At 72.4% G+C, this 25,780-nt stretch carries 29 protein-coding genes; 22 read left to right on the forward strand and 7 right to left on the reverse strand.

The window, feature by feature from the left end; all coding sequences use genetic code 11:
- The first annotated feature begins 67 nt into the window (after nt 1-67).
- The 3 genes from V6U82_RS12190 (at nt 68) to V6U82_RS12200 (ending at nt 2,986) form a co-directional block, all read left to right on the forward strand.
- On the forward strand, nt 68-733 hold the full coding sequence (locus tag V6U82_RS12190; RefSeq protein ID WP_334460963.1) for a DUF5701 family protein: 666 nt from the start codon (nt 68-70) through the stop codon (nt 731-733).
- A 262-nt stretch (nt 734-995) separates the two neighbouring features.
- Nucleotides 996-1,346: a hypothetical protein gene (locus tag V6U82_RS12195; RefSeq protein WP_051090505.1), complete on the forward strand. Its 351-nt coding sequence runs from the start codon at nt 996-998 to the stop codon at nt 1,344-1,346.
- The gene (locus V6U82_RS12200) at nt 1,346-2,986 is read left to right on the forward strand and encodes a sodium/solute symporter (RefSeq protein WP_128139023.1); all 1,641 of its coding nucleotides are present in this window, start codon (nt 1,346-1,348) and stop codon (nt 2,984-2,986) included. Before V6U82_RS12195 ends, V6U82_RS12200 begins: the two co-directional genes overlap by 1 nt.
- Before the next feature lie 38 nt (nt 2,987-3,024).
- Here V6U82_RS12200 and V6U82_RS12205 read toward each other — a convergent pair whose 3' ends face one another.
- Together V6U82_RS12205 and V6U82_RS12210 are read right to left on the reverse strand one after the other, a co-directional pair.
- Complete coding sequence (locus V6U82_RS12205) at nt 3,025-3,882, reverse strand: hypothetical protein (protein WP_334460964.1); 858 nt, start codon at nt 3,880-3,882, stop codon at nt 3,025-3,027.
- Complete coding sequence (locus V6U82_RS12210) at nt 3,875-4,375, reverse strand: SigE family RNA polymerase sigma factor (protein WP_128139142.1); 501 nt, start codon at nt 4,373-4,375, stop codon at nt 3,875-3,877. The genes V6U82_RS12205 and V6U82_RS12210 overlap by 8 nt, the downstream gene beginning before the upstream one ends.
- A gap of 151 nt (nt 4,376-4,526) precedes the next feature.
- Here V6U82_RS12210 and V6U82_RS12215 point away from each other — a divergent pair, with 151 nt between their 5' ends.
- The 3 genes from V6U82_RS12215 to V6U82_RS12225 are packed head-to-tail and all read left to right on the forward strand — an operon-like array spanning nt 4,527 to nt 7,461.
- The gene (locus V6U82_RS12215; RefSeq protein WP_334460965.1) at nt 4,527-5,291 is read left to right on the forward strand and encodes an ABC transporter ATP-binding protein; all 765 of its coding nucleotides are present in this window, start codon (nt 4,527-4,529) and stop codon (nt 5,289-5,291) included.
- The gene (locus V6U82_RS12220) at nt 5,276-6,970 is read left to right on the forward strand and encodes an ABC transporter permease (protein WP_334460966.1); all 1,695 of its coding nucleotides are present in this window, start codon (nt 5,276-5,278) and stop codon (nt 6,968-6,970) included. The genes V6U82_RS12215 and V6U82_RS12220 overlap by 16 nt, the downstream gene beginning before the upstream one ends.
- Nucleotides 6,970-7,461: an SRPBCC family protein gene (locus tag V6U82_RS12225; RefSeq protein WP_128138235.1), complete on the forward strand. Its 492-nt coding sequence runs from the start codon at nt 6,970-6,972 to the stop codon at nt 7,459-7,461. The genes V6U82_RS12220 and V6U82_RS12225 overlap by 1 nt, the downstream gene beginning before the upstream one ends.
- 6 nt (nt 7,462-7,467) lie before the next feature.
- Here V6U82_RS12225 and V6U82_RS12230 read toward each other — a convergent pair whose 3' ends face one another.
- Nucleotides 7,468-7,725 carry a hypothetical protein gene (locus V6U82_RS12230; RefSeq protein ID WP_013289295.1) on the reverse strand — a complete coding sequence of 86 codons (258 nt, stop codon included), beginning with the start codon at nt 7,723-7,725 and terminating at the stop codon, nt 7,468-7,470.
- Between V6U82_RS12230 and V6U82_RS12235 the strand changes: the two genes are divergently transcribed.
- From V6U82_RS12235 to V6U82_RS12290, 12 genes are all read left to right on the forward strand, one after another.
- Entirely contained in the window at nt 7,724-8,311 is a 588-nt protein-coding gene (locus V6U82_RS12235) for a flavin reductase family protein (RefSeq protein ID WP_334460967.1), read from the forward strand. The two genes, V6U82_RS12230 and V6U82_RS12235, sit on opposite strands and share 2 nt — an antisense overlap.
- A gap of 238 nt (nt 8,312-8,549) precedes the next feature.
- Nucleotides 8,550-8,918 (forward strand): DUF485 domain-containing protein, encoded by a 369-nt coding sequence (locus V6U82_RS12240; RefSeq protein WP_018787449.1) that lies wholly within the window; start codon nt 8,550-8,552, stop codon nt 8,916-8,918.
- Nucleotides 8,896-10,569 carry a solute symporter family protein gene (locus V6U82_RS12245; RefSeq protein ID WP_128138237.1) on the forward strand — a complete coding sequence of 558 codons (1,674 nt, stop codon included), beginning with the start codon at nt 8,896-8,898 and terminating at the stop codon, nt 10,567-10,569. The genes V6U82_RS12240 and V6U82_RS12245 overlap by 23 nt, the downstream gene beginning before the upstream one ends.
- Nucleotides 10,570-10,636: 67 nt before the next feature.
- Nucleotides 10,637-11,614 carry an NAD-dependent epimerase/dehydratase family protein gene (locus tag V6U82_RS12250; RefSeq protein ID WP_128138238.1) on the forward strand — a complete coding sequence of 326 codons (978 nt, stop codon included), beginning with the start codon at nt 10,637-10,639 and terminating at the stop codon, nt 11,612-11,614.
- 74 nt (nt 11,615-11,688) lie between these two features.
- The gene (locus tag V6U82_RS12255) at nt 11,689-12,936 is read left to right on the forward strand and encodes an LCP family protein (RefSeq protein WP_334460968.1); all 1,248 of its coding nucleotides are present in this window, start codon (nt 11,689-11,691) and stop codon (nt 12,934-12,936) included.
- A 203-nt stretch (nt 12,937-13,139) separates the two neighbouring features.
- Nucleotides 13,140-14,351, forward strand: a complete 1,212-nt coding sequence (locus tag V6U82_RS12260; protein ID WP_128137090.1) for an LCP family protein — start codon at nt 13,140-13,142, stop codon at nt 14,349-14,351.
- Nucleotides 14,352-14,590: 239 nt separating this feature from the next.
- On the forward strand, nt 14,591-15,466 hold the full coding sequence (locus tag V6U82_RS12265; RefSeq protein ID WP_128137089.1) for an LCP family protein: 876 nt from the start codon (nt 14,591-14,593) through the stop codon (nt 15,464-15,466).
- Nucleotides 15,467-15,494: 28 nt separating this feature from the next.
- Nucleotides 15,495-15,830, forward strand: a complete 336-nt coding sequence (locus tag V6U82_RS12270) for a rhodanese-like domain-containing protein (protein ID WP_013289303.1) — start codon at nt 15,495-15,497, stop codon at nt 15,828-15,830.
- 15 nt (nt 15,831-15,845) lie between these two features.
- Nucleotides 15,846-16,637 carry a glycerophosphodiester phosphodiesterase gene (locus V6U82_RS12275; protein ID WP_128137087.1) on the forward strand — a complete coding sequence of 264 codons (792 nt, stop codon included), beginning with the start codon at nt 15,846-15,848 and terminating at the stop codon, nt 16,635-16,637.
- A gap of 76 nt (nt 16,638-16,713) precedes the next feature.
- Entirely contained in the window at nt 16,714-18,168 is a 1,455-nt protein-coding gene (locus V6U82_RS12280) for an ATP-binding protein (RefSeq protein ID WP_128137086.1), read from the forward strand.
- A 31-nt stretch (nt 18,169-18,199) separates the two neighbouring features.
- Nucleotides 18,200-18,649, forward strand: a complete 450-nt coding sequence (locus V6U82_RS12285; RefSeq protein ID WP_128137085.1) for an ATP-binding protein — start codon at nt 18,200-18,202, stop codon at nt 18,647-18,649.
- Nucleotides 18,650-18,735: 86 nt separating this feature from the next.
- Nucleotides 18,736-19,620: a DUF5926 family protein gene (locus tag V6U82_RS12290; protein ID WP_128137084.1), complete on the forward strand. Its 885-nt coding sequence runs from the start codon at nt 18,736-18,738 to the stop codon at nt 19,618-19,620.
- A gap of 10 nt (nt 19,621-19,630) precedes the next feature.
- Here V6U82_RS12290 and V6U82_RS12295 read toward each other — a convergent pair whose 3' ends face one another.
- On the reverse strand, nt 19,631-20,845 hold the full coding sequence (locus V6U82_RS12295) for an arginine deiminase (protein ID WP_334460969.1): 1,215 nt from the start codon (nt 20,843-20,845) through the stop codon (nt 19,631-19,633).
- Nucleotides 20,846-21,007: 162 nt separating this feature from the next.
- Here V6U82_RS12295 and V6U82_RS12300 point away from each other — a divergent pair, with 162 nt between their 5' ends.
- The 4 genes from V6U82_RS12300 to pheA all read left to right on the forward strand — a co-directional run bounded on the left by V6U82_RS12300 (nt 21,008) and on the right by pheA (nt 23,942).
- Nucleotides 21,008-21,745, forward strand: coding sequence for a hypothetical protein (locus V6U82_RS12300; protein ID WP_334460970.1), 738 nt, complete (start codon nt 21,008-21,010; stop codon nt 21,743-21,745).
- Nucleotides 21,746-21,889: 144 nt separating this feature from the next.
- Nucleotides 21,890-22,339, forward strand: a complete 450-nt coding sequence (locus tag V6U82_RS12305) for a hypothetical protein (protein ID WP_128137083.1) — start codon at nt 21,890-21,892, stop codon at nt 22,337-22,339.
- Between the two features lie 87 nt (nt 22,340-22,426).
- Nucleotides 22,427-22,975 (forward strand): hypothetical protein, encoded by a 549-nt coding sequence (locus V6U82_RS12310; protein WP_334460971.1) that lies wholly within the window; start codon nt 22,427-22,429, stop codon nt 22,973-22,975.
- Between the two features lie 10 nt (nt 22,976-22,985).
- Complete coding sequence (gene pheA / locus V6U82_RS12315) at nt 22,986-23,942, forward strand: prephenate dehydratase (RefSeq protein ID WP_334460972.1); 957 nt, start codon at nt 22,986-22,988, stop codon at nt 23,940-23,942.
- 43 nt (nt 23,943-23,985) lie between these two features.
- Here the strand turns inward: pheA and V6U82_RS12320 are convergent, their stop codons facing one another.
- The 3 genes from V6U82_RS12320 to V6U82_RS12330 all read right to left on the reverse strand — a co-directional run bounded on the left by V6U82_RS12320 (nt 23,986) and on the right by V6U82_RS12330 (nt 25,662).
- The gene (locus V6U82_RS12320) at nt 23,986-24,705 is read right to left on the reverse strand and encodes an AIM24 family protein (protein WP_120572570.1); all 720 of its coding nucleotides are present in this window, start codon (nt 24,703-24,705) and stop codon (nt 23,986-23,988) included.
- A gap of 94 nt (nt 24,706-24,799) precedes the next feature.
- A complete protein-coding gene (locus tag V6U82_RS12325; protein WP_181726620.1) occupies nt 24,800-25,144 on the reverse strand; it encodes a metallopeptidase family protein in 345 nt (114 codons plus the stop codon).
- Nucleotides 25,145-25,233: 89 nt separating this feature from the next.
- Entirely contained in the window at nt 25,234-25,662 is a 429-nt protein-coding gene (locus V6U82_RS12330; RefSeq protein ID WP_013289315.1) for an OsmC family protein, read from the reverse strand.
- Nucleotides 25,663-25,780 lie beyond the last annotated feature (118 nt).

Consider the following 25,780-nt stretch of genomic DNA (forward strand, 5'->3'; position numbering starts at 1 on the left):
TCGGCTTGTCGCTGTCGCGCACTGACGTACAATGTACGGCAGACCGTACGACAAGGTGGAGGACCGCATGTCCGACGACCGTTTCGACGCCGCTACCGAATTCGACCGCCAGCTCGACCGGCTCGTCCAGCTCGGCTACCCGGCGCTGGCCGGACAGACCGAGGAGGAGGAGTTCCGGGCGCTGCTCACCCCGCTGCGAGACGCGGCCGTGACCGGTGCCGCCGGGCTGGCCGGCCCCACCGACGCGCGGGTGCCGTTCCTGCTGGTGACCACGCGGGAACTGGTGCCGGTGCCGGAACGGATCGCGCTCACCACGCTCGCCGGCAAGCGCAAGACCGGCGTCCTCGACCGGAACTTCCCCGCCGACGACCTGCCCACGTTCGACCCGATCAAGGAGCTGGAGGTGCCGCCCGGCCCCGCGTACCTGCTCTTCGACGTGGACCGGGGCGAGGAGTACCGCAACGTGCCGCCGTCGGCCGCGCTGGCGGACATGACCGCGAAGGACCGACTGCCGATCACCATCGACGAGGGACTGGCCTTCGTCACGCTGCACCCGCAGGCACTGGCGAGCAACAGGTGCTTCTCGCTCGTCGGGTCGCGCTGCGGCGACCGGCGGGTGCCGGCGCTCTGGATCAGCCAGGGCGCGCCGAAGCTCGGCTGGTGCTGGTTCGGCAACCCGCACACCTGGCTCGGCTCGGCGACCGCGAACCCGGTACGGGTAGGGCTGGACTGATGCTGTCCACAACGACGCCACGCCATCCACCGGGTTATCCACAGCCGTGAAGCGTTATCCACAGGTTGTGCACAGGGCTCGGAACAGTGCTCTTGACATTCCCGCTGAGCGGGCGAGACTGCCGGGGGTGACCGGAGCCGAGGAACAGCATCTGCCGGGGCGGCCCGCCGGGGCCGCCCCGGTTCCCGGCCCGCGCGCGTCCCCACCGCCCGCCGAGCCGGGCAGCGGGTCGCAGCCGGCCGCCGCGCCGAAGCGGACCCGGATCGTGCTGGCCGAGGTCTCCCGGACGGGCGACCCGGCCGACCGCACCCGATCCGAGCTGACCCAGCAGACCCCGGTCGGCGAGACGCTCGTGCAGGGGCTGATGCGCGCCCAGCTCTCCCTCGCGCTGCGGCTCAGCCTGCTGGTGCTGATCGGCCTCGGCGGCCTGCCCTGGCTGTTCGCCATCGCGCCCGCTGTCGGCCGGGTCACGGTGCTCGGGGTCAACCTGCCGTGGCTGCTGCTCGGCGTCGTGTCCTTCCCGTTCCTGATCGTGGTCGGCTGGGCGTACGTGCGGCTGGCGGAACGCAACGAGCAGGACTTCGTCGACCTGATCCGACGGCCGGAACGCTGATGTCCAACGGCTACGTGGTCCCGGCGATCGTCGCCGTCACCCTGGTCACCGTCGGCATCGGCTTCTACGGGCTGCGGCTGGCCAGGACCACCTCGGACTTCCTGGTCGCGTCCCGGGCGGTCAGCCCGACCTGGAACGCCGCCGCGATCGGCGGGGAGTACCTGTCGGCGGCGAGCTTCCTCGGCGTCGCCGGACTGATCCTCAAGTACGGCGTGGACGTGCTCTGGTACCCGGTCGGCTTCGCCGCCGGATACCTCGCGCTGCTGCTGTTCGTGGCCGCGCCGCTGCGCCGCTCCGGCGCGTTCACACTGCCCGACTTCTGCGAGGTGCGGCTCGGCTCGCGCCGGCTGCGCACGCTCGCCACCGTCTTCGTGATCTTCATCGGCTGGCTCTACCTGGTGCCGCAGTTGCAGGGCGCCGGGCTGACGCTCGCCACGCTCACCGGCTCGCCGTACCCGCTGGGCGCGCTGCTGGTGGCGGTGGTGGTGACCGCGAACGTGGCGCTGGGCGGCATGCGGGCGATCACGTTCGTGCAGGCGTTCCAGTACTGGCTGAAGCTCACCGCGCTCGCCGTACCCGCGATCTTCCTGGCGTTGCAGTGGCAGGCCGACGCCCGCCCGGCGGTGACCCCGCCCGACGGGCCGACGTTCCGGACCGCGACCACTGTCGTGGTCGAGCACCGCGCGACGCTCACCCTGCCCGACGGCGACATCCGGGAGGTACGCCCCGGCGACCGCCTCGAATTCGCCGCCGGTGACCCGGTGCCGGAGGTGTCCGGCGCGGCGACCGGCGCCACCGAATGGCTGCTGCCGGACACGGCGGGCGAGGACGACCGTGGGCTGTTCGCCACGTACTCGCTGATCCTGGCCACGTTCCTCGGCACCATGGGCCTGCCGCACGTGCTGGTCCGCTTCTACACCAACCCAGACGGCGCCGCCGCCCGCCGCACCACACTCGTGGTGCTGGCGCTCGTCGGCGTCTTCTACCTGCTGCCCACCGTGTACGGCGTGCTGGGCCGCATCTACACGCCGCAACTGCTCGTCAGCGGCCAGACCGACGCGGTGGTGGTGCTGCTGCCCGGCGCCGCGCTCGGCGACGGCACCACCGGCCGGCTGCTCGCCGCGCTGGTCGCGGCCGGCGCGTTCGCGGCGTTCCTGTCCACGTCGTCCGGCCTGCTCACCAGCGTGGCCGGGGTGATCTCCACCGACGTGCTGGGCCGAGGCTCGGTGCGCGGCTTCCGGATCGCCACGGTGATCGCCGGCGGCGTGCCGGCGGTGCTCTCCCTGAACGTGTCCGGGCTGGATGTGTCCCAGGTGGTGGGGCTGGCGTTCGCGGTGGCCGCATCGAGTTTCTGCCCGCTGCTGGTGCTCGGCATCTGGTGGCGCGGCCTGACCGACCTGGGCGCCGCCGCCGGCGTGCTGGTCGGCGGCGGCGCGGCGGTCGGCGCGGTGCTGCTCACCGTGCTCGGCCCGCCGCTGACCGGGTGGCCGGCGACGCTCACCACCCAGCCGGCCGCGTGGACGGTGCCGCTCGCGTTCACCGTCATGGTGGTGGTGTCGATGGCGAGCCGACGGCGGCTGCCCCGCGACGTCGGCGCCACCATGCTCCGCCTGCACACCCCGGAGTCGCTGCGCCTGTGAGGCGGGGCCCGCTCGGCCCCGCCTCACACGAGCACCCGTCAGCAGGCGTCCGTGCCGCCGCACAGCCGGTTCGCCACCGACCGGGCGGTACGGCGGGCCTCGGTGGGCGTGGTCTGGGAGTCGAGGCGCACCTGCGCCACCAGATCGCCCTGCCGGACGACGAGCCAGCGACCGGGCCTCCCTCCGACCTCGCTGCCCACCAGCACCCCGTCGTCGCCGCCGAGCGACTCGGCCATGATCGACAGTGAGTCGCCCGGCTGCTCCATCTCGCAGCCCGTGACCAGCCTGCGGAGATTCTTCATAACCGTGGCGGCGGAGGTGCCCGAGTGCCGGGTCACTCGCTGGACGACCCAGTCGCTGGGCGAGTCGAACGCCACCGACCGGGTGGCCACCTCCCCGTCGGACAGCGTCGGCGACTCGTTCACGCAGAGGGAGGCCATGAACTCCAGGGACCAGTCGCCGTCCACCTTTCCCGTACGCATCGTGAAGCCCGCCGGCAGGTCGGCGAGCTGGAGCATCGCCGCCGCCGGAATCGTCCGGCTCGGCGAACGGCTGGTCGGCCCGCCGCCGATGCTGGCGACCGGCTCTCCTGCGGTGCGACTCGGCGTCGGCGTCCCGCTCGCGGACGGCTCGGCCGACGGCGTGGCGCTCGGCGTGGGCGACGGCGCCGGCGTGGTGGGAGCCACCGTCGCCGGGGGCACGGGTGGCGGTGCGGCGTCGGGACGGGCCAGCGCCACACCCGACGCGACGACGCCCACCGCCACCGCGGCGGCCAGCCCGGCGGCGATCTGGGTACGCCGCGTCCGCTGCCGACCTCGACGGCGCACCTGCTCGGTGGGTGCCCAGACGAGGTGCTCGGTGTCCCGGTACAGGTCCGAGAAGATCGGATCAGGCATTGCGGATCTCCTCCGGCAGGGTCATGTCGAGCAGGGCGGCGAGGGCTTTGCGGCCCCGGGAGAGGCGAGCCTTGACCGTGCCGCTGGGCACACCGGTCTGTGCGGCTATCTCCGCGACCGACAGGTCGGCCAGGTGGTACAGAACGACTGCCTGCCGCTGGTCCGCGGAGAGCTGCCGCAGCGCGGCGACGAGCGCCACCGTGTTCTCCGAGGGTGGCCGCACGGGCGGTGGCGGTCCGTGCCGCCGGTAGGCGACGACGCTGTTGCGAACCTTGCGCCACCGGTTGACCAGCAGGCGGTGGCCGACGGTACGGACCCACGCCTCCGGATCGTCGTACTCGCTGACCTGCGACCAGCGCTGCCAGGCCCGCGCGTACGCCTCCTGGGCGGCGTCCTGCGCCTCGGCCCGGTCGCCGCCGAGCGCGTACAGCACCGTCACCACGCGTTGTCTGCTGTTCCGGTAGAACTCCTCGAACCCACTGTCCGAATCCATGTCTCTCCCCGCTGCCGTCCCTGCGACTGACACCCACCGCCCCCCTCGCCGGTTGCCGGCGGTCGGTGATCCGACTCGTACCTCTCAGGGATGACGCGAGATCATCCTGCCGTCCGAGCAGCGGCTGGCCGGAGCCCGATACGGTCGGACCATGACCGATCAGCACCCGGCGCTCTCCCTTCGCGGTCTGGCCAAGCGCTTCGACACCAAGGTCGCGGTGGCGGGCGTCGACCTCGCCGTGCCGACCGGCTCGTTCTACGGCCTGCTCGGCCCGAACGGAGCAGGCAAGACCACCACCCTCTCCATGGCCGTCGGCCTGCTGCGGCCCGACGCCGGTGAGGCGCGGGTGCTCGGGTACGACGTCTGGGCCGACCCGGTCCGCGCCAAGAGCCTGCTCGGCGTGATGCCGGACGGCGTACGCCTCTTCGACCGGCTGAGCGGGGCGGAGCTGCTGGCGTACCACGGTCTGCTGCGCGGCATGGACCCGGCGGTGGTCGACCACCGGGCGGCGGAGGTGCTCGACGTGCTGGCGCTCTCCGACGCCGGCCGCACGCTCGTGGTCGACTACTCGGCGGGCATGAAGAAGAAGATCGGGCTGGCCTGCGCGCTGCTGCACGGTCCGCGCCTGCTGGTGCTGGACGAGCCGTTCGAGGCGGTCGACCCGGTCTCGGCGGCGCTGATCCGCGACATCCTGCACCGGTACGTCAGCGGCGGCGGCACGGTGATCTTCTCCAGCCACGTCATGGAGGTGGTCGAGCGGCTCTGCTCCCACGTGGCGATCCTGGCCGAGGGCCGGATCAAGCGGGTCGGCACGCTGGCCGAGGTGCGCGGCGACCGGTCGCTGGAGGACGTCTTCGTGGAGGTGGTCGGCGGCCGGACCGCGACCGGTGAGGAGCTGTCGTGGCTGTCCCGGTGACCGTCCCCGAGCGTCCGGCCCGGCGTGTGTCGCCCTGGCACTTCGTCCGGCTCAAGCTGCGGGTGCTCGGCAACAACTTCCGGGGTCAGACCTGGCGGGTGGCGCTGTTCGTCCTCGGCCTGCTGTTCGGGCTCTGGTTCGCCGCCGTCGGGTTCTTCCTGCTGGCCGCGCCGGGGCTGGCCGGTGAGTCACGGTACGCGCTGATGATCGCCGCCTTCGGCGGTGGCGTGCTGACGCTCGGCTGGCTGCTCCTGCCGCTCGTCTTCTTCGGCGTGGACGAGACGCTCGACCCGGCCCGGTTCGCGCTGCTGCCGCTGTCCCGCCGCACCCTGGTCACCGGCCTGCTGGCCGCCGCGCTGGTCAGCGTGCCGGCCCTGGCGACGGCGATCACGGCGGCCGGGCTGGTGGTCACCGCCGGTTCGCTCGGCGGATGGGCGGCCGCCCTGGTCGGCGCGCTCGGCGTCGTCCTCGGGCTGCTCGTCTGCCTGGCCGGCGCCCGCGCGATCACGAGCGCGTTCGCGACGATGCTGCGCTCCCGCCGGGTACGCGACCTGGCCGCCGTGCTGCTCGCGGTGCTGGCCGCCCTCCTCGGGCCGCTGCAGTTGCTGGTGCTCGCCGCGGTACGGCAGACCGACTGGGACCGGCTGGACGGCGTGGCCCGGGTGGTCGGCTGGACGCCGTTCGGCGCACCGTGGACCGCCGGTGTCGACGTGGCGGAGGGCCGGGCCGGCGCCGCCGTGGTGAAGCTGCTGATCGCGGTCGCGACGCTCGGCGTACTCCTGTTCTGGTGGTCGCGGTCGCTGGAGTCGGCGATGGTGGGCACGGCGAGCAGCGGCCCCGCGCGGACGCCGCGCGGCGTGGCCGGCGGCGCGGTCGCGCAGCTCTTCCCCCGCGCGGTGGGCTGGACCCGGCGGGACCGGTTCGGCGCGCTCATCGCCCGCGAGTGCCGCTACTGGTGGCGGGACGCCCGGCGACGGGCCAACCTGATCACCGTCGCCGTGGTCGGCGTGTTCGTGCCGCTGATGGTCAACCTCGGCGGCCCCGCGTTCCTGTCCGAGGGCGGCGCCGCGTTCGAGCAGGCCACCGCCGACTCGTCGCCGGCGCTGGTCAGCCTCACCATGATCTTCGTCGGGGCGCTCGCGTCGGTGACGCTCGCCAACCAGTTCGGCTTCGACGGCAGCTCGTACGCCGCGAACCTGGTCGCCGGCGTGCCCGGGCGGGTGGAGCTGCGGGCCCGGATGGCCGCGTTCTCGATCTACGTGGTGCCGATGCTCGTCGTGATCGCGGTCGCGCTGGCGATCGTCCTCGGCCGGCCCGAGTGGCTCGGCGTCATGGGTGGCGCGTTGTTCGCCGCGTACGGCTGCGGGCTGGCGATCAACGCGTTCGTCTCCGTGCTCGGCGCGTACTCGCTGCCCGAGTCGAGCAACCCGTTCGCCATGAACAGCGGCGCGGGATTCACCAAGGGCCTGCTCACCCTGGTCTCCATGGTCGGCTCGGCGGTGGTGGCGGTGCCGTTCGTGGTGGCCGCCGCGCTGCTCGGCGACGTGTGGCTCTGGCTGGCGCTGCCGATCGGCCTGGCGTACGGCGGGGGCGCGGCGCTGCTCGGCGCGTACATGGCGGGGGACACGCTCGACCACCGGCAGCCCGAGCTGCTGGCCGCTGTCACGCCGAAGCGCTGATGCCTGTCGTCGAGGCGGTCGTCACGGTCCCGGTTCCGCCGGAGCTGGCGTTCGCCGTCTCCCAGACCACCGCCCCGGTGCGCTACCGCTGGGATCCGTTCGTCCGCGAGCAGCACTTCGTCGACGGCGCGACGCGGCCCGGCCGGGGCGTGCGCACGTACACCCGCTCCCGACACGGCCTGGTCATGGTCAGCGAGTACGTCTCCTGGTCGCCGCCGACCAACGTCGGCATGAAGATGGTGCGCGGACCGTGGTTCTTCGAGCGGTTCGGCGGCGGCTGGCGGTTCGCGCCCGGCCCTGATCCCGGCACCACGACCGCGACGTGGCGGTACAACTTCCGCTGCCGGCCGGCGTTCCTGCGTCCGGTCGCCGAGCGGATCGGGGAGTGGTTGCTCGGGCGCGACATCCGCCGCCGGATCGCCGGGTACGCGGCCGGCTGCGCCGACCCGGAGGTGCTGGCCGCCGCCCGCCGCCTGCTCGCCGACGACTGATCCCCGTCACGCGGTGCGGCGCATCGCCGCGTAGACGTGGTGGCCGTCGCCGACGCTGAGCACGTTCACCAGGTCCCAGCCGTAGTTCGACAGGTGCTCGACCGCCGCCATGAGCGGCGGGAACCCGCTGCTGCCCCACTTGTGCCGGGCGATGACCATCAGATGCCGGTACGGGTAGGCACGAAGATCGACCTGACCACCGAGAACGGCGTCGGCGCTGACCATCCGGTCCTGGGCGAGCTTCTGCGGCGGGACGAGAGCCATGCCCGGCAGGGTAGGGCGTCCCGTCGAGCCTCACCCGGGGACGGGCGGCACAATGTTTCACGTGAATCCAGAGCCGGGCGCGCAGATCCACTCCACCGATCCGTTCGCGGCGCCGGCCGCGCAACGCTCGCCGGTACGCCGGCTGCGCGGACGGCTGGCCGCCCCGGTGACGCTCTGGACCGCGCCCGGCCCGGCCGGGCTGACCGTCTCCTCCACGCTCGTGGCCGAGGGCGAGCCGGACCGGCTACTCGGCCTGGTCGACCCGGAGTCGGACCTGTGGGCGGCGATCGAGGAGGCCGGACGGTTCGCGGTGGCCCCGCTGGGCCCGCAGCACCGGCAGCTCGCGGACCGCTTCGCCGGCCTGTTCCCGTCGCCCGGCGGCCTGTTCGCGATCGACGCCTGGACCGAGACGCCGTACGGCCCGGTGCCGGCGGACGCCGGCGGCTGGGCGGGGTGCCGCCTAAACACCGCTCGCGAGTACGGCTGGAGCCTGCTGGTCGAGGCCACGATCGAGTCGGTGGACCTCCCCCGGGACACACCCCCGTTGCTGCACTACCGAGGCCGCTACCACGACCTCCCGGACTGACCCCCTTACTCCGGCGATCATGAGGTTGACCGCGATCCGCGTCCGATTTGCCGCCGTCAACTTCATGATCGACGGGGTTCGGGGGACCGGTTAGCGGAGTGATGTGGGTCACTGGGCGCAGTGGGGGTGCCGTTCGGCGCAGCCGTTCGCCGCCCGGCGGCGGAGCCTTCCCGGGCCGGGAGCGCGCTCTCTACCGTGCGCGAAACTCCCCCACGCCTGCGAAGGTGGTGATCCACAGATGTCCACGGACACACCCGCGTCCGCACCCGCCGAGTCGGCGGCGGAACGGTACCTCGCCGTCCAGCGGTCGGACGAGTTCGCCGGGTTGCGTCGCGCGCTACGCGGCTTCGTCTTCCCGATGACCGTCGCGTTCTTCCTGTGGTACGCGCTCTACGTCATCCTCTCCGCGTACGCGCGGGGATTCATGGGCACGAAGCTGATCGGCAACATCAACGTCGCCCTGGTCTTCGGCCTGCTCCAGTTCGTCTCCACGTTCGTCATCGCCTGGCTCTACTCGCGGTTCGCCAACCGCCGGATCGACCCGGTCGCCGACCGGATCCGCGACGAGATCGGGGAGGTGACCCATGAACACGGTCCTCGCGGCTGAGGCGGGCAGCACCACCGCCCGGAACCTCACCATCACGCTGTTCCTGATCTTCGTGGCGATCACACTCGCGATCACCGTCTGGGCCAGCCGGCAGACCAAGACCGCCACCGACTTCTACGCCGGCGGCCGGTCCTTCTCCGGCTTCCAGAACGGCATGGCGATCGGCGGCGACTACATGTCGGCGGCGTCCTTCCTGGGCATCGCCGGCATCATCGCGCTCTACGGCTACGACGGCTTCCTGTACTCGATCGGCTTCCTGGTCGCCTGGCTGGTGGCGCTGCTGCTCGTGGCCGAACTGCTGCGCAACTCCGGCCGGTACACGATGGCGGACGTGCTGGCGTTCCGGATGCGGCAGCGGCCGGTCCGGACCGCGGCGGCGGTCTCCACCATCACCGTGTCGATCTTCTACCTGCTGGCCCAGATGGTCGGCGCCGGCGCGCTCGTCGCGCTGCTGCTCGGCATCAAGCCGGACACCACCTTCCTCGGCATGGACGCCGACACCGCCAAGGTCGCCACCATCATCCTGGTCGGCGCCCTGATGATCATCTACGTGACGGTCGGCGGCATGAAGGGCACCACCTACGTGCAGATCGTCAAGGCGTTCCTGCTGATGGGTGGCGCGCTGGCGATGACGCTGCTGGTGCTCGCCAAGTACAAGTTCAACCTGTCCTCGCTGCTCGGCGACGCGGCCAGCGCGTCGGGCAAGGGAGCGGCGTTCCTCGAACCCGGGTTGCGCTACGGCGTGGAGACACCCGGCGACGCGCTGAAGACGTTCTACAGCAAGATGGACCTGCTCTCGCTGGGCATCGCGCTGGTCCTCGGCACGGCCGGCCTGCCGCACATCCTGATCCGCTTCTACACCGTGCCGACCGCGCGGGCGGCCCGCAAGAGCGTGCTCTGGGCGATCGGCATCATCGGCACGTTCTACCTGCTCACCCTGGCGCTCGGCTTCGGTGCGGCGGCGATCGTCGGCGGGTCGGAGATCACCGCGCAGGACAAGGCGGGCAACACCGCGGCGCCACAGCTCGCCGAGAAGCTGGGAGAGCAGTTCCTCGGCGGGGACCTGGGCGGCGCGACACTGCTGGCGATCATCGCAGCGGTCGCGTTCGCCACGATCCTCGCGGTGGTCGCCGGGCTCACCCTGGCGTCGTCGTCCAGCCTGGCGCACGACTTCTACGCCAACGTGGTGAAGAACGGGCAGGCGTCGGAACGGCAGGAGGTGACTGTCGCCCGCATCTCCGCGCTGGTGATCGGCGCGGTCTCGATCGTCCTGTCGATCTACGCGCAGAACCTCAACGTGGCGTTCCTGGTCGCGCTGGCGTTCGCGGTGGCCGCGTCGGGCAACCTGCCGGCGATCCTCTACAGCCTGTTCTGGAAGCGGTTCAACACCTCGGGCGCGGTCTGGGCCATCTACGGCGGCCTGCTCGCCGCCGTGGTGCTCGTCTTCTTCTCGCCGGTCGTCTCCGGCGCGCCGACGGCGATGTTCCCCGACCACGACTGGCAGTGGTTCCCGCTGTCGAACCCGGGCATCATCTCGATCCCGTTCGGCTTCCTGTGCGGCTGGCTCGGCACGATCCTGTCCAAGGAGAGCGACGAGGAGAAGTACGCGGAGCTGGAGGTGCGCTCGCTCACCGGAGCCGGCGCCCACTGAGCACCACCGTCGAGCGGGGCCCCTGCCTTACGCGGGGGCCCCGCCTCGCGTGTATAGGCTGACCGCCATGAAGGTCGCTCCCCGCTTCGGAACCGGACACCGCATCCTCGTCACCGGCGGCGCCGGTTTCGTACCGTCCCACCTGGTCGACCGGCTCGTCGAGCGCGGCTGCGACGTCGTGGTGCTGGACAACTTCGTCACCGGGTCCAAGGACAACGTCGCCCACCTGCTGGACCGGCCGACCTTCACGCTCGTCGAGGCGGACATCTCCGACGGCCTGCCGAACCACCCGGCGATGACCGAGCGGTTCGACGCGATCCTGCACATGGCGTCCCCGGCCAGCCCCACCGACTTCGAGAAGCTGCCGGTGGAGATCCTCCGGGTCGGCTCGGTGGCCACGCTGGCGCTGCTGGAGCGGGCCACCGACGACGGCGCCCGGTTCCTGATGGCCTCCACCTCCGAGGCGTACGGCGACCCGAAGGAGCACCCGCAGCGCGAGACGTACTGGGGCAACGTCAACCCGATCGGCATCCGCAGCGTCTACGACGAGGCGAAGCGGTTCTCCGAGGCGGCCACCATGGCCTACCACCGCAGCCGGGGCACCGACACCGCGATCGTACGGATCTTCAACACGTACGGTCCGCGGATGCGCCCGGACGACGGCCGGGCCATCCCGACGTTCATCTCCCAGGCGCTGCGCGGCGAGCCGATCACGGTGCACGGCACCGGCAACCAGACCCGCTCGATCTGCTACGTCGACGACCTGGTGCGCGGCATCCTGCTGCTGCTCGACTCGACCGAGACCGGCCCGATCAACTGCGGCACCGAGCACGAGATGTCGATGCGGCAACTGGCCGAGACGATCGTGTCACTCACCGGCAGCACGTCCGAGGTGAGCTACATCACTCGGGCCTCGGACGACCCGGAGATGCGCCGCCCGGACCTGACCCTCGCCCGCGAACTGCTCGGATACGAGCCGAGCGTCACGCCCGAAGACGGCCTCCGACGCACGATCGAGTACTTCCGCGGGCGGCTCGGGTACTGAACCCGACGGGGACGCGGCTGACACCGGCGCGCGTACGAGGGCGTCGGTGGCCCGGCCGACCTACCCTCGGTTACATGTCAGCGACCTCGTCTGCCGGCGCCCCGATCCCCCGCCACCTGAGCCGGGGCGCGGGCCGCGCCCAGGTTCCCGGCTCCGGCCGGGCCACCACCGGGCGCGCCCGGCCCTCGGAAACCAGGTGGTACCCCGCACACGACGAGGCGCCCCGCTCGGGCGGTCCCGGCGGTCCGGTGGGGCCGACCGGCCCCGGTGGTCCGGGCGGCGGTGGTCCGGGCGGGCCCGGGCGGCGTGGCCCCCGGCCGCGCTGGGGGCGCATCGGCCTGGTGGCCGGCGTCGCGGTGCTGGTGCTGGCGCTGCTCGGCGGCCTCGGCGCCTGGTTCTACGCCCGCAACCTGGACGACGACCTGGCGCGCACCGACCCGTTCGCCGGGATCACCGGTGGACGGCCGGCCAAGCAGGTCGAGGGTGCGTTCAACATCCTGCTCGTGGGCAGTGACTCGCGGGATCCGGACGCCCCGGTCGACGGGAGCGGCAAGTGGCGCGCGGACACCGTGATCGTCATGCACATCCCGGCCGACCACAAGAGCGCCTACCTGGTCTCGGTGCCGCGTGACCTGTACGTGCCGATCCCGGAGAGCGCGGGCGCGTCCTGCGACTCCGGCTCGCGCAACAAGATCAACGCGGCGTTCGCGTTCGGCGGCCTGCCGCTCGCGGTGAAGACCGTGGAGTGCTTCACCGACGTACGGATCGACCACGTCATGGCCATCGACTTCGGCGGCTTCAAGGAGGTCACCGACGCCCTGGGCGGGGTGGACCTCAAGGTGGAGCGGACCATCACCTCGATCCACAAGCCGTACCGGACGTTCACCAAGGGCGTGAACCACATGAACGGCGCCGAGGCGCTGGACTGGGTCCGGCAGCGCAAGCAGTTCCCGGACGGCGACTTCGCCCGGATGCGGCACCAGCAGGAGTTCCTGAAGGCGCTGATGGACAAGGCGGCGAGCACCGGGACGCTCACCAACCCGAAGAAGCTGAACGACTTCCTCAAGGCGGTCACCGCCGCCGTCACGGTCGACCAGGGATTCTCGTTGACCGACATGGCAGTGCAGTTCCGCAGCCTGCGGGGTGAGAACCTGACGTTCGTCACCAGCCCGCACCTGGGCGGCCAGACCATCGACGGCCAGTCGGTGGTGGTCTCCGACCGGGAGAAGGCGCTGGCGATGTACAAGGCCATCGCCGCGGACCGGATGGCCGAGTGGATGCAGGCGAACCAGAAGGGTTCGGGCGACAACGCGGGCGGCTGACGCCGGCACCACATGACCGGTCTCGAGCGCTAGGACCTCGCCGTCACGGAGGCCAACCGCCGACCGGCTCCTTACCCCTGCCCGTTCGGCCACAACCCGAAGATGTCGTCCGGTATTGACGGGAATTGCGCCCCTACGAGGTCGCGAGAACGGGAACAGATACGTAAAGTGGTCCCGCCCCCGATCACCGAGCTGGAGCACGCATGTCGGTCCAGACCAGCCGTCGCCCGCAGTCACCGGCACCCGGATCATCCGGGCGGGTTCCTCCGGTCATCCCCACACAGCCCGGTTCCGGCGGTCGCGGTCCCGGCGGTGGCAAGAAGAAGCGCACCAAGCGCAAGGACCCGCTCTGGGCGAAGCTCACGCTGGTGCTCGGCGCGGTGCTGATGGTGACCAGCGGCGTCGCGATCGTCGGCAGCAAGGCGGTCATCGGCCAGGCCACCAGCAACATCGCCCAGCGCAATCTTCTCGGCGAGGCGGGCAAGACCGAGGCGGAGGGCGGCAACAGCCTCGAAGGCCCGATCGACATGCTGCTGCTCGGCGTGGACGCGCGGGCCCGCTGGGCCGCCGACGACGTCCGGTCGGACACGATCATCGTGTTGCACATCCCGGCCAGCCACGACCAGGCGTACCTGATCTCGATCCCCCGGGACACCGAGGCCCGCATCCCGGCCTTTGAGAAGAGCGGTTACCGGGGCGGCGTCGACAAGATCAACGCGGCCTTCTTCCACGGCGCCCAGAACGGCGGCGGCTGGGAGGGCGGTGCCCAGCTCATGGCCAAGACAATCAAGGGCATGACCGGCATCAGCTTCGACGGCGCCGCGATCATCAACTTCGGCGGCTTCAAGAACGTCATCGACGCGATCGGCACGGTCAACATCTGTGTGACCCAGGACGTCTCTTCGCTGCACATGTCGTACGTCGACGGCAAGCCGATGTGGAACGCGGACGCCAAGAAGACCGGCAAGAGGATGAAGCCGGTGAGCTACAAGAAGGGTTGCCAGGAGATGGAGGGGTGGCAGGCGCTGGATTACTCCCGGCAGCGCAAGACACTCCGCAACGGCGACTACGATCGGCAGCAGAATCAGCAGCAACTGATCAAGGCGATGGCGAAGAAGGCGAGCCAGAGCGGGACGTTGACCAACCCGATCAAGCTGAACGCGCTGATCAAGGCGGCCGGCAAGGCGTTCGTCCTGGACACCGGCGGTGTGTCGATCGAGGACTTCATCTTCACCATGAAGGGTGTGACCGGCAACGACCTGGTCATGCTCCGCACCAACGGCGGCACCTTCAACGGCAACGGCAACCGGGAGATCCTCAACGAGGTCAGCATGGACATGTTCAGGGCGGTCAAGAACGACAAGCTGGCCGAGTTCGTGGTGAACAACCCGGACGTCCTCTCGACCCGTAAATGACCTGCTGACCTGCGCGAAAGCGATACCGGTCGGCCGATCCCCCCGTAGCCTGACGTGAGCGGGTCTCATGTCGCGGCTACGGGGGGATCGTCACGTCCAGGCCAGCACGGAACCGACGCGGGCGGGGTGGACCCGCCCGCTGGGCCCGGTTCCTGCTCGGCACCGGGCTCGTCCTGGTCCTGCTCGCCACGCTCGGCGTCGCCGGGCTGCACTGGCTCACCTCGCGCTACGACCGCACCGTGGCCAAGGAGCAACTGCTCGACCCGGCCGCCCGGAACAAGCGGACAGACCTGGACGGCGCGCTCAACTACCTGCTGATCGGCTCGGACCACCGGCCCGGCGCGAACCCGGAGGACCAGCGCTCCGACAGCATCCTGATCGTGCACGTACCGGCCGGGATGCGGCAGGCGTACCTGATCTCCGTACCGCGCGACCTGCTGGTGGCGCTCCCCCCGGCACCGGGCTTCCCCGGCGGCCAGGACAAGGTCAACGCCGCGTACGAGCACGGCGGCGGCGGTGAGGGCGGCGCGCGGCTGCTCAGCACCACCCTGAGCCGGCTCACCGGCATCCGCTTCGACGGGGCCGCACTCGTCGACTTCTCCGGCTTCAAGCAGGTGATCGACCAGCTCGGCGGCATCCGGATGTGCGTGGACACGCCGGTGCGCTCGATCCACACCCGGCACCAGTTCGACGCCGGCTGCCAGCAGATGGACGGCGCACGGACGCTCGACTACGTGCGGCAGCGCTACGACCTGCCCGGCGGTGACTACGACCGGCAGCGGCACCAGCAGCAGATGCTGCGGGCGGTGCTCGACCGGGCGGGTGAGACGCGGCTGCGCAGCGACCCGGTCAAGCTGGACCGGGTGCTCCGCGCGGCCGGCGGGGCACTGACCGTGGACACCAACGGCGTACCCCTGGACGAGCTGTTGTTCGCGCTGCGCGGCCTGCCCGCGGACGCCCTGCGCGGGGTCCAGGTGCCCTCCTACCCGCAGACCATCGACGGCGTCTCGTACGTGGTGCTGGACAACGGCGGCGGCGGGCTGTTCACCGCGCTGCGCGACACGCGCGTGCCGGAGTGGGCCGGCGCCAACCCGCGCTGGGTCAACCGGCTGTGAGCGGCGTGGGCGACTAGGCTTGGTGACCGTGTTCGGAGCCTCACTACCCAGCGTCCCCGCGTCGGCCGTGCCCGACGACGTCTACCTGCTCGACGTCCGGGAGGACGACGAGTGGGCCGCCGGCCACGCGCCGGCCGCCCATCACCTGCCGATGACCGAGCTGCCCGCCCGGATCGCCGAGATCCCGCAGGACCGCGACGTCGCGGTGATCTGCCGCTCGGGCGGACGTTCCGCCCAGGTGGTCGGTTACCTCATGCGCAACGGCTGGGACCAGGTGCGCAACGTCGACGGGGGGATGGGCGACTGGGCCGCCGCCGGCCGTCCGGTGGTCACCGACGACGGGCAGCCGGGCCGGGTCGCCTGAGCCGGTGACGCGGCCGTGACCGTCCCCCTGGTCTTCGCCCATCGCGGTGCCTCGTACGACCTGCCGGAGCACACGCTCGCCGCCTACCTGCGCGCGCTCGACGAGGGCGCGGACGGGCTGGAGTGCGACGTCCGGCTGACCCGCGACGGGCACCTGGTCTGCGTGCACGACCGCCGGCTGGACCGCACCAGCAACGGCCGTGGGCTGGTCAGCGCGCGGACGCTCGCCGAGCTGGAGGCGCTCGACTTCGGCTCCTGGCACCGGGCCGCGACGCTCGCCGAGGACGACGCGCCGCTCGACGAGTCGCACACCCGGCTGCTCACGCTGGAGCGGCTGCTCGACGCGGTGCTGGCCGCCGGGCGGCCGGTCCGGCTGCTGATCGAGACGAAGCACCCGTCCCGTTACCGGGGCGACGTCGAGCGCCGCCTGGTCGAGATGCTGCGCCGGTACGGGCTGGCCGAGCCCCGCCCGGACCATCCGGTCCAGGTGACCGTGATGTCGTTCTCGCCGCTCGCCGTACGCCGGATCCGGGAACTCGCCCCGGCGCTGCCCACGGTGCTGCTGCTGGAGGTGCTGCCGCGCCTGCTGCCGCTGGGCCGGCTGCCGTTCGGCGCCCGGATCGCCGGCCCCGGCGTGGACCTCGTCCGGGCTCGCCCGCGCCTGGTCCCCGCGCTGCGCGCCGCCGGAAACTCGGTGTACGTCTGGACCGTCAACGAGCCGGAGGACCTGGAACTCGTGCTCGAAGCCGGCGTGGACGGGGTGATCACGGACCGGCCGGCCCACGCGCTGGCCCGGCTGGGCCGGTGAGTCCCGTCGATCGGTACCGGGAACCGTCGACCGGCCGGGGGTGTCCCGGACGCGGACGGCGCGGCACACTCGGGACATGCCGGAGCGAACCGACTACCCCGCCTTCATCGCCGGCCACACCGCAGTGATCAACATGATCAACTCGGGCGAGTCCGGATTCGCCGTGCTCACCCGTCTGCTCCGCGAGGTCGAACCGGCGGTCGGCGCGGCCGGTCTGGTCTTCGTGGAGTTCACCCCGGCCGGGGGCCGGGTGATCGCGGCGACCGGCAGCGCCGAGTTCGTCCTCGGCCGGCCGCTGCCCGCCAGCGACCCGGCCACCGTCTGCCTGCTCGCCGGTCCGCCGGTGCGGGAGGTCCGGGTCGACGCGATCCCCGGCGCGCTCGCCGACGAGGTCGCCGGCCGGGGCCTCTGCCGGATGATCGTGGCGCGCGCCGAGATCGGCGGGCTCACCGTCGGCAGCCTGCACGCGCTCTACCCGGTGGGCGAGCCGCTGCAACCGTCGCAACGCGCCGTCATCGGCTACGTCGCCGCGTGCGTCGCCCACATGTACGGCGACCAGACCGGCCTGCCCGTACACGGTGACGGCCCGGTCGTGGCGGCGCTCGCCGACGGACTCGCGGTGGTGGACCGGGACGGGCGGGTCCGGCTCTGGAACCCGGCCGCGGTCCAGGTGACCGGCCGGCCGGCGGAGGAGGCGCTGAGCCGTCCGCTGCCGTTCCCGTTGCCGCCGCCCGGCCAGGTGCTCGACCACCGGCTGCCGGACGGGCGGTGGCTGCGGATCACCTCCGGCGAGCTGCCCGGCCCGAACGCGCTGCGGGTGGTCAGCTTCCGCGACACCACCGACCAGCAGCGGCGCGACCACGACCGGGATCTGTTCGTCGCGGTGACCAGTCACGAGCTGCGTACCCCGGTCACCGTGATCAAGGGGTACGCGGACACGCTCACCGACCACTGGGACTCGCTGAGCGACGGCGACCGGAGGCAGGCCGCCCGGATCATCGGGCAGCGCGCGAACGAACTGGCCCGCCTGGTGGACCGGCTGCTGACCGCCGCCACCGAGAACCGGCCCGGTGGTGAACCGGCCGCGCCGTTCGACCTGGTCGACGCGCTACGGGCGGCGGTGGCCGACCTGCCGGCGGACGTCCGGCACCGGGTCGTGCTCGACCTGCCCGCCGATCTGCCCAAGGCGCTCGGCGACCGGCACAGCCTCGCCACGGTGCTCACCGAGCTGGGCACCAACGCCGGGAAGTACTCGCTGCCGGACACGCCGATCGAGATCACCGCCGAGGCGAACGAGCGGACCGTCTCGTTCCGGGTGGCCGACCGGGGCATCGGCATCCGGCCGGAGCACGTGGAGCGGGCCTTCGACCGGTTCTGGCAGGGGGAGTCCGGCGACCGCCGCCGGTATCCCGGTGCCGGGCTCGGTCTCTATCTCGTCCGCCAGATCGTTGAACAGCAGAATGGATGGGTATCCCTCCGGCCCAGAGCCGGTGGCGGTACGGTCGCAGAGGTGCGGCTGCCCCGGGGTTGACCGGGGCGCTCGCGGGCGGGGAAGGAACGACGTGTCGACTGGTCCGGCCGAACGGTCGTGGTGCGTGGTGGTGCCCCACGACGCCACCGGCGCGCGCCTGGCCCGGCACCGGCTCGCCGACGAGCTGACCGGTGTCGTACCCCCGGTCCTGGTGGCCGACCTGGTCGCGGTCCTCGCCGAACTGGTCGGCAACGCGGTCCGGCACGCCGACGCGCTGCCCGGCGGCGTCGTCCGGGTCGCCTGGCGGCTGCGGACGACCGAGCAGGGCCCGAGCGTCGAACTCCGGGTCACCGACGGCGGTGCCGGCGCCGGCCCGTGCATGCGTATCGCCTCGCCGGACGCGGCGGACGGGCGGGGACTGCACATCGTCGCCGGGCTGGCCAGCGGCTGGGGCGTGGAGCGCGACGGCCTGGGCCAGAGCGTGTGGGCCCGGTTCGACCCGGTCCCGGTGCAGCGGACGGACCTGGTCGCGGCCGTCTGACCGACGCGGCGGACGGGTCCGGCCCGCACCGCCGAGGCGCGGCATCTAGGCTGTCTCGCCATGAGCGAGCGGAGCGGAGCGGGCGCATGAGCAAGCGTCGGAAGAACCAGCGGGCCGTCGAGGCCACCCCGAAGCGGGAGAAGGTGCGCGACGTCTTCGTGCCCCGGCCGTTCGAGGGCCTCGCCGACGAGCCGGAGTGGATCGCCCTGCGTGAGCTGGTCCCGGCCGCGTCCGCGCCCCTGCGGCTGACCCCGGAACTGATCGAGGAGTACGGCGACCGGCCGGTCACGCTGGCCACCGTGCTGCCGATGGCCGCCCCGGCGATGACCAAGCCGGACGGGCGGGTCTTCATCGGCCTGCAACGGCACCAGCAGTCCGGCGACGTCTCCCGTGACCTGGCCGACGCGCTGATCTCCGCGCTGCGGACCGAGCCGGGCGGTCAGGTGAGCGTGCCGCCGCTGCCCGGGCCGGGCCCCCGCCTCCAGGACATCCTGGTGGACGGCCCGCTGGAGATCAGCATGCACGACGGGTTCGACTTCTGGCTCGACCCGGGCGCCGCCGACGACCCGAACGTGCAGGCGTCCCTGGAGCGGGCCAACTCGGCCATCTACCCGACCGTGAAGCTGGCCGCGGCGCGGGCCGCGTACTGGTGCCAGGTGCCGGAGAAGGCCCACGTACGCCTGGTCCTGCCCGAGGACGAGGACACCGCGCTGGACGCGCTGTCCCGGCTCGCCGCGGCGGGCGCGCTGACGCTCGGCGACGACACGAAATTCGCGGGCATGTTCCGGGCGCACGGGCGCCTCGCGCCGGTGTGGGACCTGCCGGAGGACACCCCGGCCGCCGAGTGGGAGGCGCCGGTGGCGGAGTTCGCCAAGCGCTACGCCGAGGCGGTCGCGGACCGGGAGCCGCTCGACGCGACCGGCCGCCGGGCCCGCCAGGGCCTGCTCGGCCGCCAGCTGACGCTGCGCTGACGCCTCCGGGTCAGGCGGCCCCGCCCTTCTCCCGCACCAGCGGGCAGGACATGCAGCGCGGGCCGCCCCGCCCGGAGCCCAGTTCCGACCCGGCGATGGCGATCACCTCGATACCGGCCCGTTCCAGTTGCGCGTTGGTCTCCACGTTGCGCTCGTACCCGACGCAGAGCCGGGGCGCGAGCGCGAGCGTGTTGTTGCCGTCGTCCCACTGCTCGCGTTCGGCGGTGACCGGGTCGAGGCCGGTGTCGATCACCCGGAGCTGGTCGAGGTCCATCGCGTCGGCGGCGGCCCGCAGGAACGGCGCCGGGCCGTCGACCCGCAGGTCGTCGCCGTCCGCGCCGGCGATGACCGTGTACGCGGACAGTTCGTCGGCGACGTTCGCGTACATCAGCACGGCGTCGACGTCGACCATGGTGCAGATCGTGTCCAGGTGCATGGTGGCGCGTTCCTGCGCGATCGGCACCACCAGGATGGTGTGCGCCAGCCCGGCCGCGAACACCTGCCGGGCCAGCCGTTCCGCGCCGGCCGGGGTGGTGCGTTCGCCGACGCCGACGGCGAGCACCCCCGGCGCGAGCAGCAGCACGTCGCCGCCCTCCAGGTGCTCCAGCCGGGGGTGGTAGACGAACTCGGTGCCGGCGAAACGCGGATGGTAGCGGTAGATCGCGTCGGTGAGCGTGGTCTCCCGCCGCCGGGCCGGCATGGCCAGGCTGGTCACTCCGACCCGGTCGCCGATCCAGACCGACGAGTCGCGGGTGAACAGCAGGTTGGGCAGCGGGTCGATGACGAAGTCGTGCCGGTCCATGAGCGTCCAGACCAGACCGCCGGGGCGGTCGGCGCCGATCCGCAGTTCCTCGTGGGCGAGCCCGGCGGTGAGCACGTCGGCCAGCCCGGCCGGGTCGAGGTACGCCAGGTGGTCGGCGACCCGGCGCCGCAGGGTGTGGCCGAGCCGGCGGGACCGCAGCACCTGGTCGGTCAGCTCGGCCCGGGCGTCCGCCACGGCGAGCGTCTCGACCAGCAGGTCGGTCAGGTAGAGCACCTCGACCCCGCGGGACCGCAGCGCGGCCGAGAACGCGTCGTGCTCCTCCTGCGCGCGTCCCACCCATGGGATAGCGTCGAACAGGAGGCTGTCGTTGTTCCGTGGGGTGAGGCGGGCCAGTTCCGGTCCCGGGCGGTGCAGCAGCACCGTCCCGAGCCGGGCGACTTCGCTGTCCACATAGTGGGTCACCCCCGCAGCCTAGGGCAGGCTTGCGCACCATCCGGAAAAGAAGTGTGAATGAATATGGCATTCATCCGCACTCACTCCGGCGGTCCAACTTGCCGAGCCCCCGGGGGCGCAACGTAGGGTAGTGGAGACATAACTTCGAGAGACCTTTTGCCGGAGGTCGCGATGACTGTCTTTCCCGCTCGTCGAGCCGTACCGAGCAGGGCACTGCCGCCCCGCACGGTGCCGCACTCCCGGGTCGAGCCCACCTCGGTGCTCGAGCCGGCCCGACCGACTCCATTGGAGTGGGCCCGGCGTCGCCGGGCGGAGCGGGGGGCCCGCCGGTTGGAAGCGGCAGGGGCCCGCGCCCTGGGCCAGCTCGACCACCTCGGTCCCGCCTGGCACGTCATCGAGTGGCCCCGGACGGACCCGGCGGACATGCTGCTCGACCGCGGCCGCGACGACCGGGCCGGGTTCCTGGCCATCGGCCCGAGCGGCCTGTTCGCGGTCACCATCGCCGACCACGGCCGGGCCCGGGTGCTCGTGGCCGGAGACGTGGTCCAGATCAACGGCAAGCGCCCGCCGTACGTGGCGGAGGCGCGCCGGGACGCGAAGCGTGCCAGCAAGGCCCTCTCCGACGCGGTCGGCCTGCCGATCCCGGTCACCCCGGTGCTGACGTTCGTCGGCTCCGGGGTGATCAGCGTCTACGGCCTGCCGAAGGACTGCCTCATGGCCACCCACCGCGAGCTGGACCGCCTGCTCGTGGCCGGTGGGAACCGGATCAGTCCGGCCACGGCCGAGAAGCTCTCCCGCGTCGCGCAGGCGCCGGCGACGTGGTTCAACGGCACGTACCGTCCAACCGCCGACTACCGGTGGTATGACGAGGGCCGAACGGCCGCTGACAAGCGGGCCGCCCGCCGGTAACGTCTCCGGCGACGCCACGCGGCCCACGGCACCGCCCCCGACTGGTTCCGTCGGTCCGCGCCGTCGCCGGCCGCCCGGCAGCCGATGCTTCCGCCGCACCGACCGGCTAGCGTGGACAGACCGTCGGTGTACATAGGAGGCGCGGTGGCCCACGTCGAACTCTCACTCTCGGAAGTGTTCGCGCCCGCGGCATCCACCGAGCAGGAGTCCGACAACTTCGGGCAGTGGTCCGGCATGGTCTCCCGGGCCGCCGAGCCGTGCCTGCTGATCGACGAGGGCACCACCGTCGTGGCGATCTCCTCGTCCGGCTGCGACCTGCTCTGCCTGGGCGCCCCGGAGGACGTCATCGGGCTGCCGCTGCTGGAGGGCGGCCTGCGCCTGGTCGACTTCACGGCGAGCCCGAGCGAGCTGACCGAGCAGGAGACCGACAAGATCCCGCCGCTGCTCGCACTGCACTCCGGGCGGCTCGCCCGCGGCCTGCTGCGGGTGCAGCAGCCCGGCTCCGACGCCGGCCGGACTGTCGACGCCATCTCCACGCCGGTGCTCTCCGACGGCGCGGTGGCCGGCTCGCTCACCTTCCTCTCCGCGGTCTGACCTCGCCGCGATCTGCCCGGCGCGCTTCACCCGGGCCGGTCCTGCTCCTACGATGGCATCGGCCCCACCACACGACGACATCCCTCGATGCCCGAGGACGCCCCCGTGCCCCGCACCCCACACCCCCGACGCCGCCGCCGTCCGCTTGCGCCGGCGCTGGTGGCGCTGCTCGCCCTCGCCGCCTGCGGCACCCCGCCCGAGCTGCGCGCGCCGCCACCCGCCGCCGCCACGCCCGTCCCGGTCCCGTCGGCGTCCGCCACGCCCGGCCCGAGCGCCACCCCGACCTCGCCGGCGCCGGTCCTCCCGCCCACGATGTCGCCGTCCGTGCCGGCCCCGGCGGCGCCCTGCCGGGGGCGGCCGTCCGGCGACCGGATCGTCGCGCTGCTGCGCGGATCCGCCGGCGTGCTGCCCCGCGACGTGAAGGTGACGGTGGCGACCGGTCCGCTCTGCGCCGAGGGCTGGCAGTACACGGTGCTGACTGTCACCGGGCACGAGGAGTTGCAGGTGGTCACGCGCGGCGAGACCGGCACGCCGAAGCTGGTCACCGCCGGCACGGACGTGTGCGGCGTCGAGGTACGGACCGTGGCGCCGGTCGGCATCCGTACCCTGGCCTGCGACGGCACGCCGGGTGCGTAGGCTGGTCGGCATGCCGGGAACACCGCCGACCCGCTTCGTCTACCTGGGCCCCGAGGGCACCTTCGCCGAGCAGGCCCTGCGTACGGTGCCCGCCGCCGAGCGCGGGGACCGCACGCCGGCCCGCAGCGTCGGTGAGGCGCTCGACGCGGTACGCGCCGGGGAGGCGGACGCGGCGCTGGTGCCGCTGGAGAACTCCATCGGCGGCGCGGTCGGGGTGACGCTCGATGAACTGGTCGAGGGCGACCCACTGGTGATCACCCGCGAGGTGGTCCTCCCGGTGGACTTCGTGCTGGCCGCCCGCACCGGCACCACACTGGCCGACGTCCGCTCCGTCGCGGCGCACCCGCAGGCGTCCACCCAGTGCCGGGGCTGGCTGCGGGAGCACCTGCCCGACGCCACAGTGGTCGACGTGCTCTCCAACGGCGCCGCCGCGGCCGGGGCGGCGAGCGGCGAGTACGACGCGGCCATCTGCGCCCCGATCGGCGCGACCCGGCACCGTCTGGCGGTGCTGGCCGACAAGATCGCCGACCACCCGGACGCGGTGACCCGGTTCGCGCTCGTCTCCCGCCCCGGCCCGCCCCCGCCGCCCACCGGCGACGACCTCACCTCGCTCGCGGTGTGCCTGGCCCACGACCGGGTGGGCGCGCTGCTGGCGGTGCTGATGGAACTGGCGGTGCGCGGCGTGAACATGACCCGCATCGAGTCCCGCCCGACCGGCGAGGCGCTCGGCCGCTACGTGTTCTTCCTGGACTGCGCCGGGCACGTCGCCGACGTACGCCTCGGCGAGGCGTTGCAGGGGCTGCGCCGGGTCTGCGCCGACGTGCGGTTCCTGGGGTCGTACCCCCGGCACCGCTGGAGCACGGCGGCGGGTGACCAGCAGGCGCCGGTGCCGCCCGGTCTCACCGACGCCGACTACGCCGACGCGGCGGCCTGGGTGGCCCGGCTGCGGGCCGGCGAGCTGAGCTGACCGGCCCGGGGCGACCTCGGCGGACGTCCCGGGCATCGGAGGGTCACTGAAGCAGGCCGCCGAGCACGCCGCCCTGCTGCTGCGAGCCGCTGCCGGCCACCGGAGGCTCCTCCGAGGGCTGGACCACGACGAAGCCCTGACCGGCGAAGCTCATCGTGAACGCCTCACCGGTGCTGCGGCCGAGCAGCGTGCCGAGCCCGAGCTGCTCGGCGCGGTGGTAGCCGGTCTGGAGGTTCGCCGACCAGCAGACCGCCGCCTGCGGGTCCACGTACGTCGGCGCGTCCACGTTGAGCACCACCGGGGTGCCCTTGGTGGTGACGGCGATCCGGCCGTGGCCGGTGAAGACACAGTTGAACAGGCCGGACGAGGACGCGAAACCGGCGCCGCCGACCATCTTGATGTCGTACTGGAGCGTCGAGTCGAACGCCAGCACGCTGGAGCCGTTGATGGACAGCGCGTCGCCCGGCTCCAGGTCGATGACGTGCACGTCCTTGGCGAAGTCGGCGAGGAAGACGTCGCCGCGCCCGGAGACCTTCATCAGCGGCACGCCCTCACCGGTGAGCCGCTGCTTGATGAACTTGCCGATGCCGCCGGAGCCGAGGGCCTGGAACTGCACCTGCCCCTGGTAGGCGACCATCGAGCCGACCCGGGCCATCGCCTCGCCGTTCAGCTCGATCTTCAGCATCTTGGAGTTCTGCAACCGCATGCCCGGCTGCTGGGACTCCTTCTCAAGGTTCTCCGCGGAGAACAGCGCGCTGCGCATGGGTTTTCCTCCTGCATCAGGATCTGCTGATCCGCAGGTTAGGGGACCGGCGCAACCGCCGGAACCAGCCGGGCGGAGACGCGCCGGAGGCCGGTCAGCCCCAGCCCAGGGCGTGCAGGCGCTCGTCGTCGATGCCGAAGTGGTGGGCGATCTCGTGCACCACGGTGATCGCCACCTCGTCGACGACGTCGTCGTCGGTGTCGCAGATCGCCAGGATCGGGTTGCGGTAGATCAGGATGCGGTCGGGCAGCACACCGGAGTAGTCCCAGCCGCGAGAGGTGAGCGAATGCCCCTCGTACAGGCCGAGCAGATCCTCGCCCGGCGGCGGGTCGTCCTCCACCAGGATGACCACGTTGCTCATCAGCCCGAGCAGCTCCTCGGGCACCTCGTCGAGCGCCTCGCCGACCAGTTCCTCGAACCGGTCCCGGCTCATCTCCACGGCCACGCGGCCCGGTCACTCCCTCCGGATCGGGCACACCGCACGGCGAGGGCGTCCCGCAGGACACCCCCGCCGTGCCGTACGCGATGTCAGGCCAGACGGGCGTTCAGCGTGATCTGCGCGCCCGGCGACAGCAGCCGGGAGATCGGGCAGTTCTCCTTGGCCGCCTCGGCGAGCTTGGTGAACTCGGCCTGGTCGATGCCCGGAACCTGGCCCACGGTCTCCAGGTCGATGCGGGTCACCGTCATGCCGGCGTCGGTCTTGTCGAAGTGCACCTTGGCGGTGGTCTCCACCGCCGTCTCCTGGGCGCCGGCGTCGGCGAGCTGCTTGGAGAGGGCCATCGAGAAGCAGCCGGCGTGCGCGGCGCCGATCAGCTCCTCGGGGTTGGTGCCCTCGCCCTCCTCGAAGCGCGACTTGAAGGAGTAGTTGCCGGACAGGCCGCCCTTGCCGGTGCGGACGGTGCCGGACCCCTCGGTGAGGTTGCCCTGCCAGCGAGCGGATGCGGTACGGATAGGCATGGCACCGACGCTAACCGAAAGCGCGCCGGCCCGCACCGGACCTCGGGGTCGCGATCCCGGCCCCCGGGAGCGGGCTGTGCCATGATTCGACGCAGGCCCGCGTACGGGAAGGGTGGCC

The organism is Micromonospora sp. CPCC 205554, from assembly GCF_036902745.1.
Classification (GTDB): Bacteria; Actinomycetota; Actinomycetes; order Mycobacteriales; family Micromonosporaceae; genus Micromonospora; species Micromonospora tulbaghiae.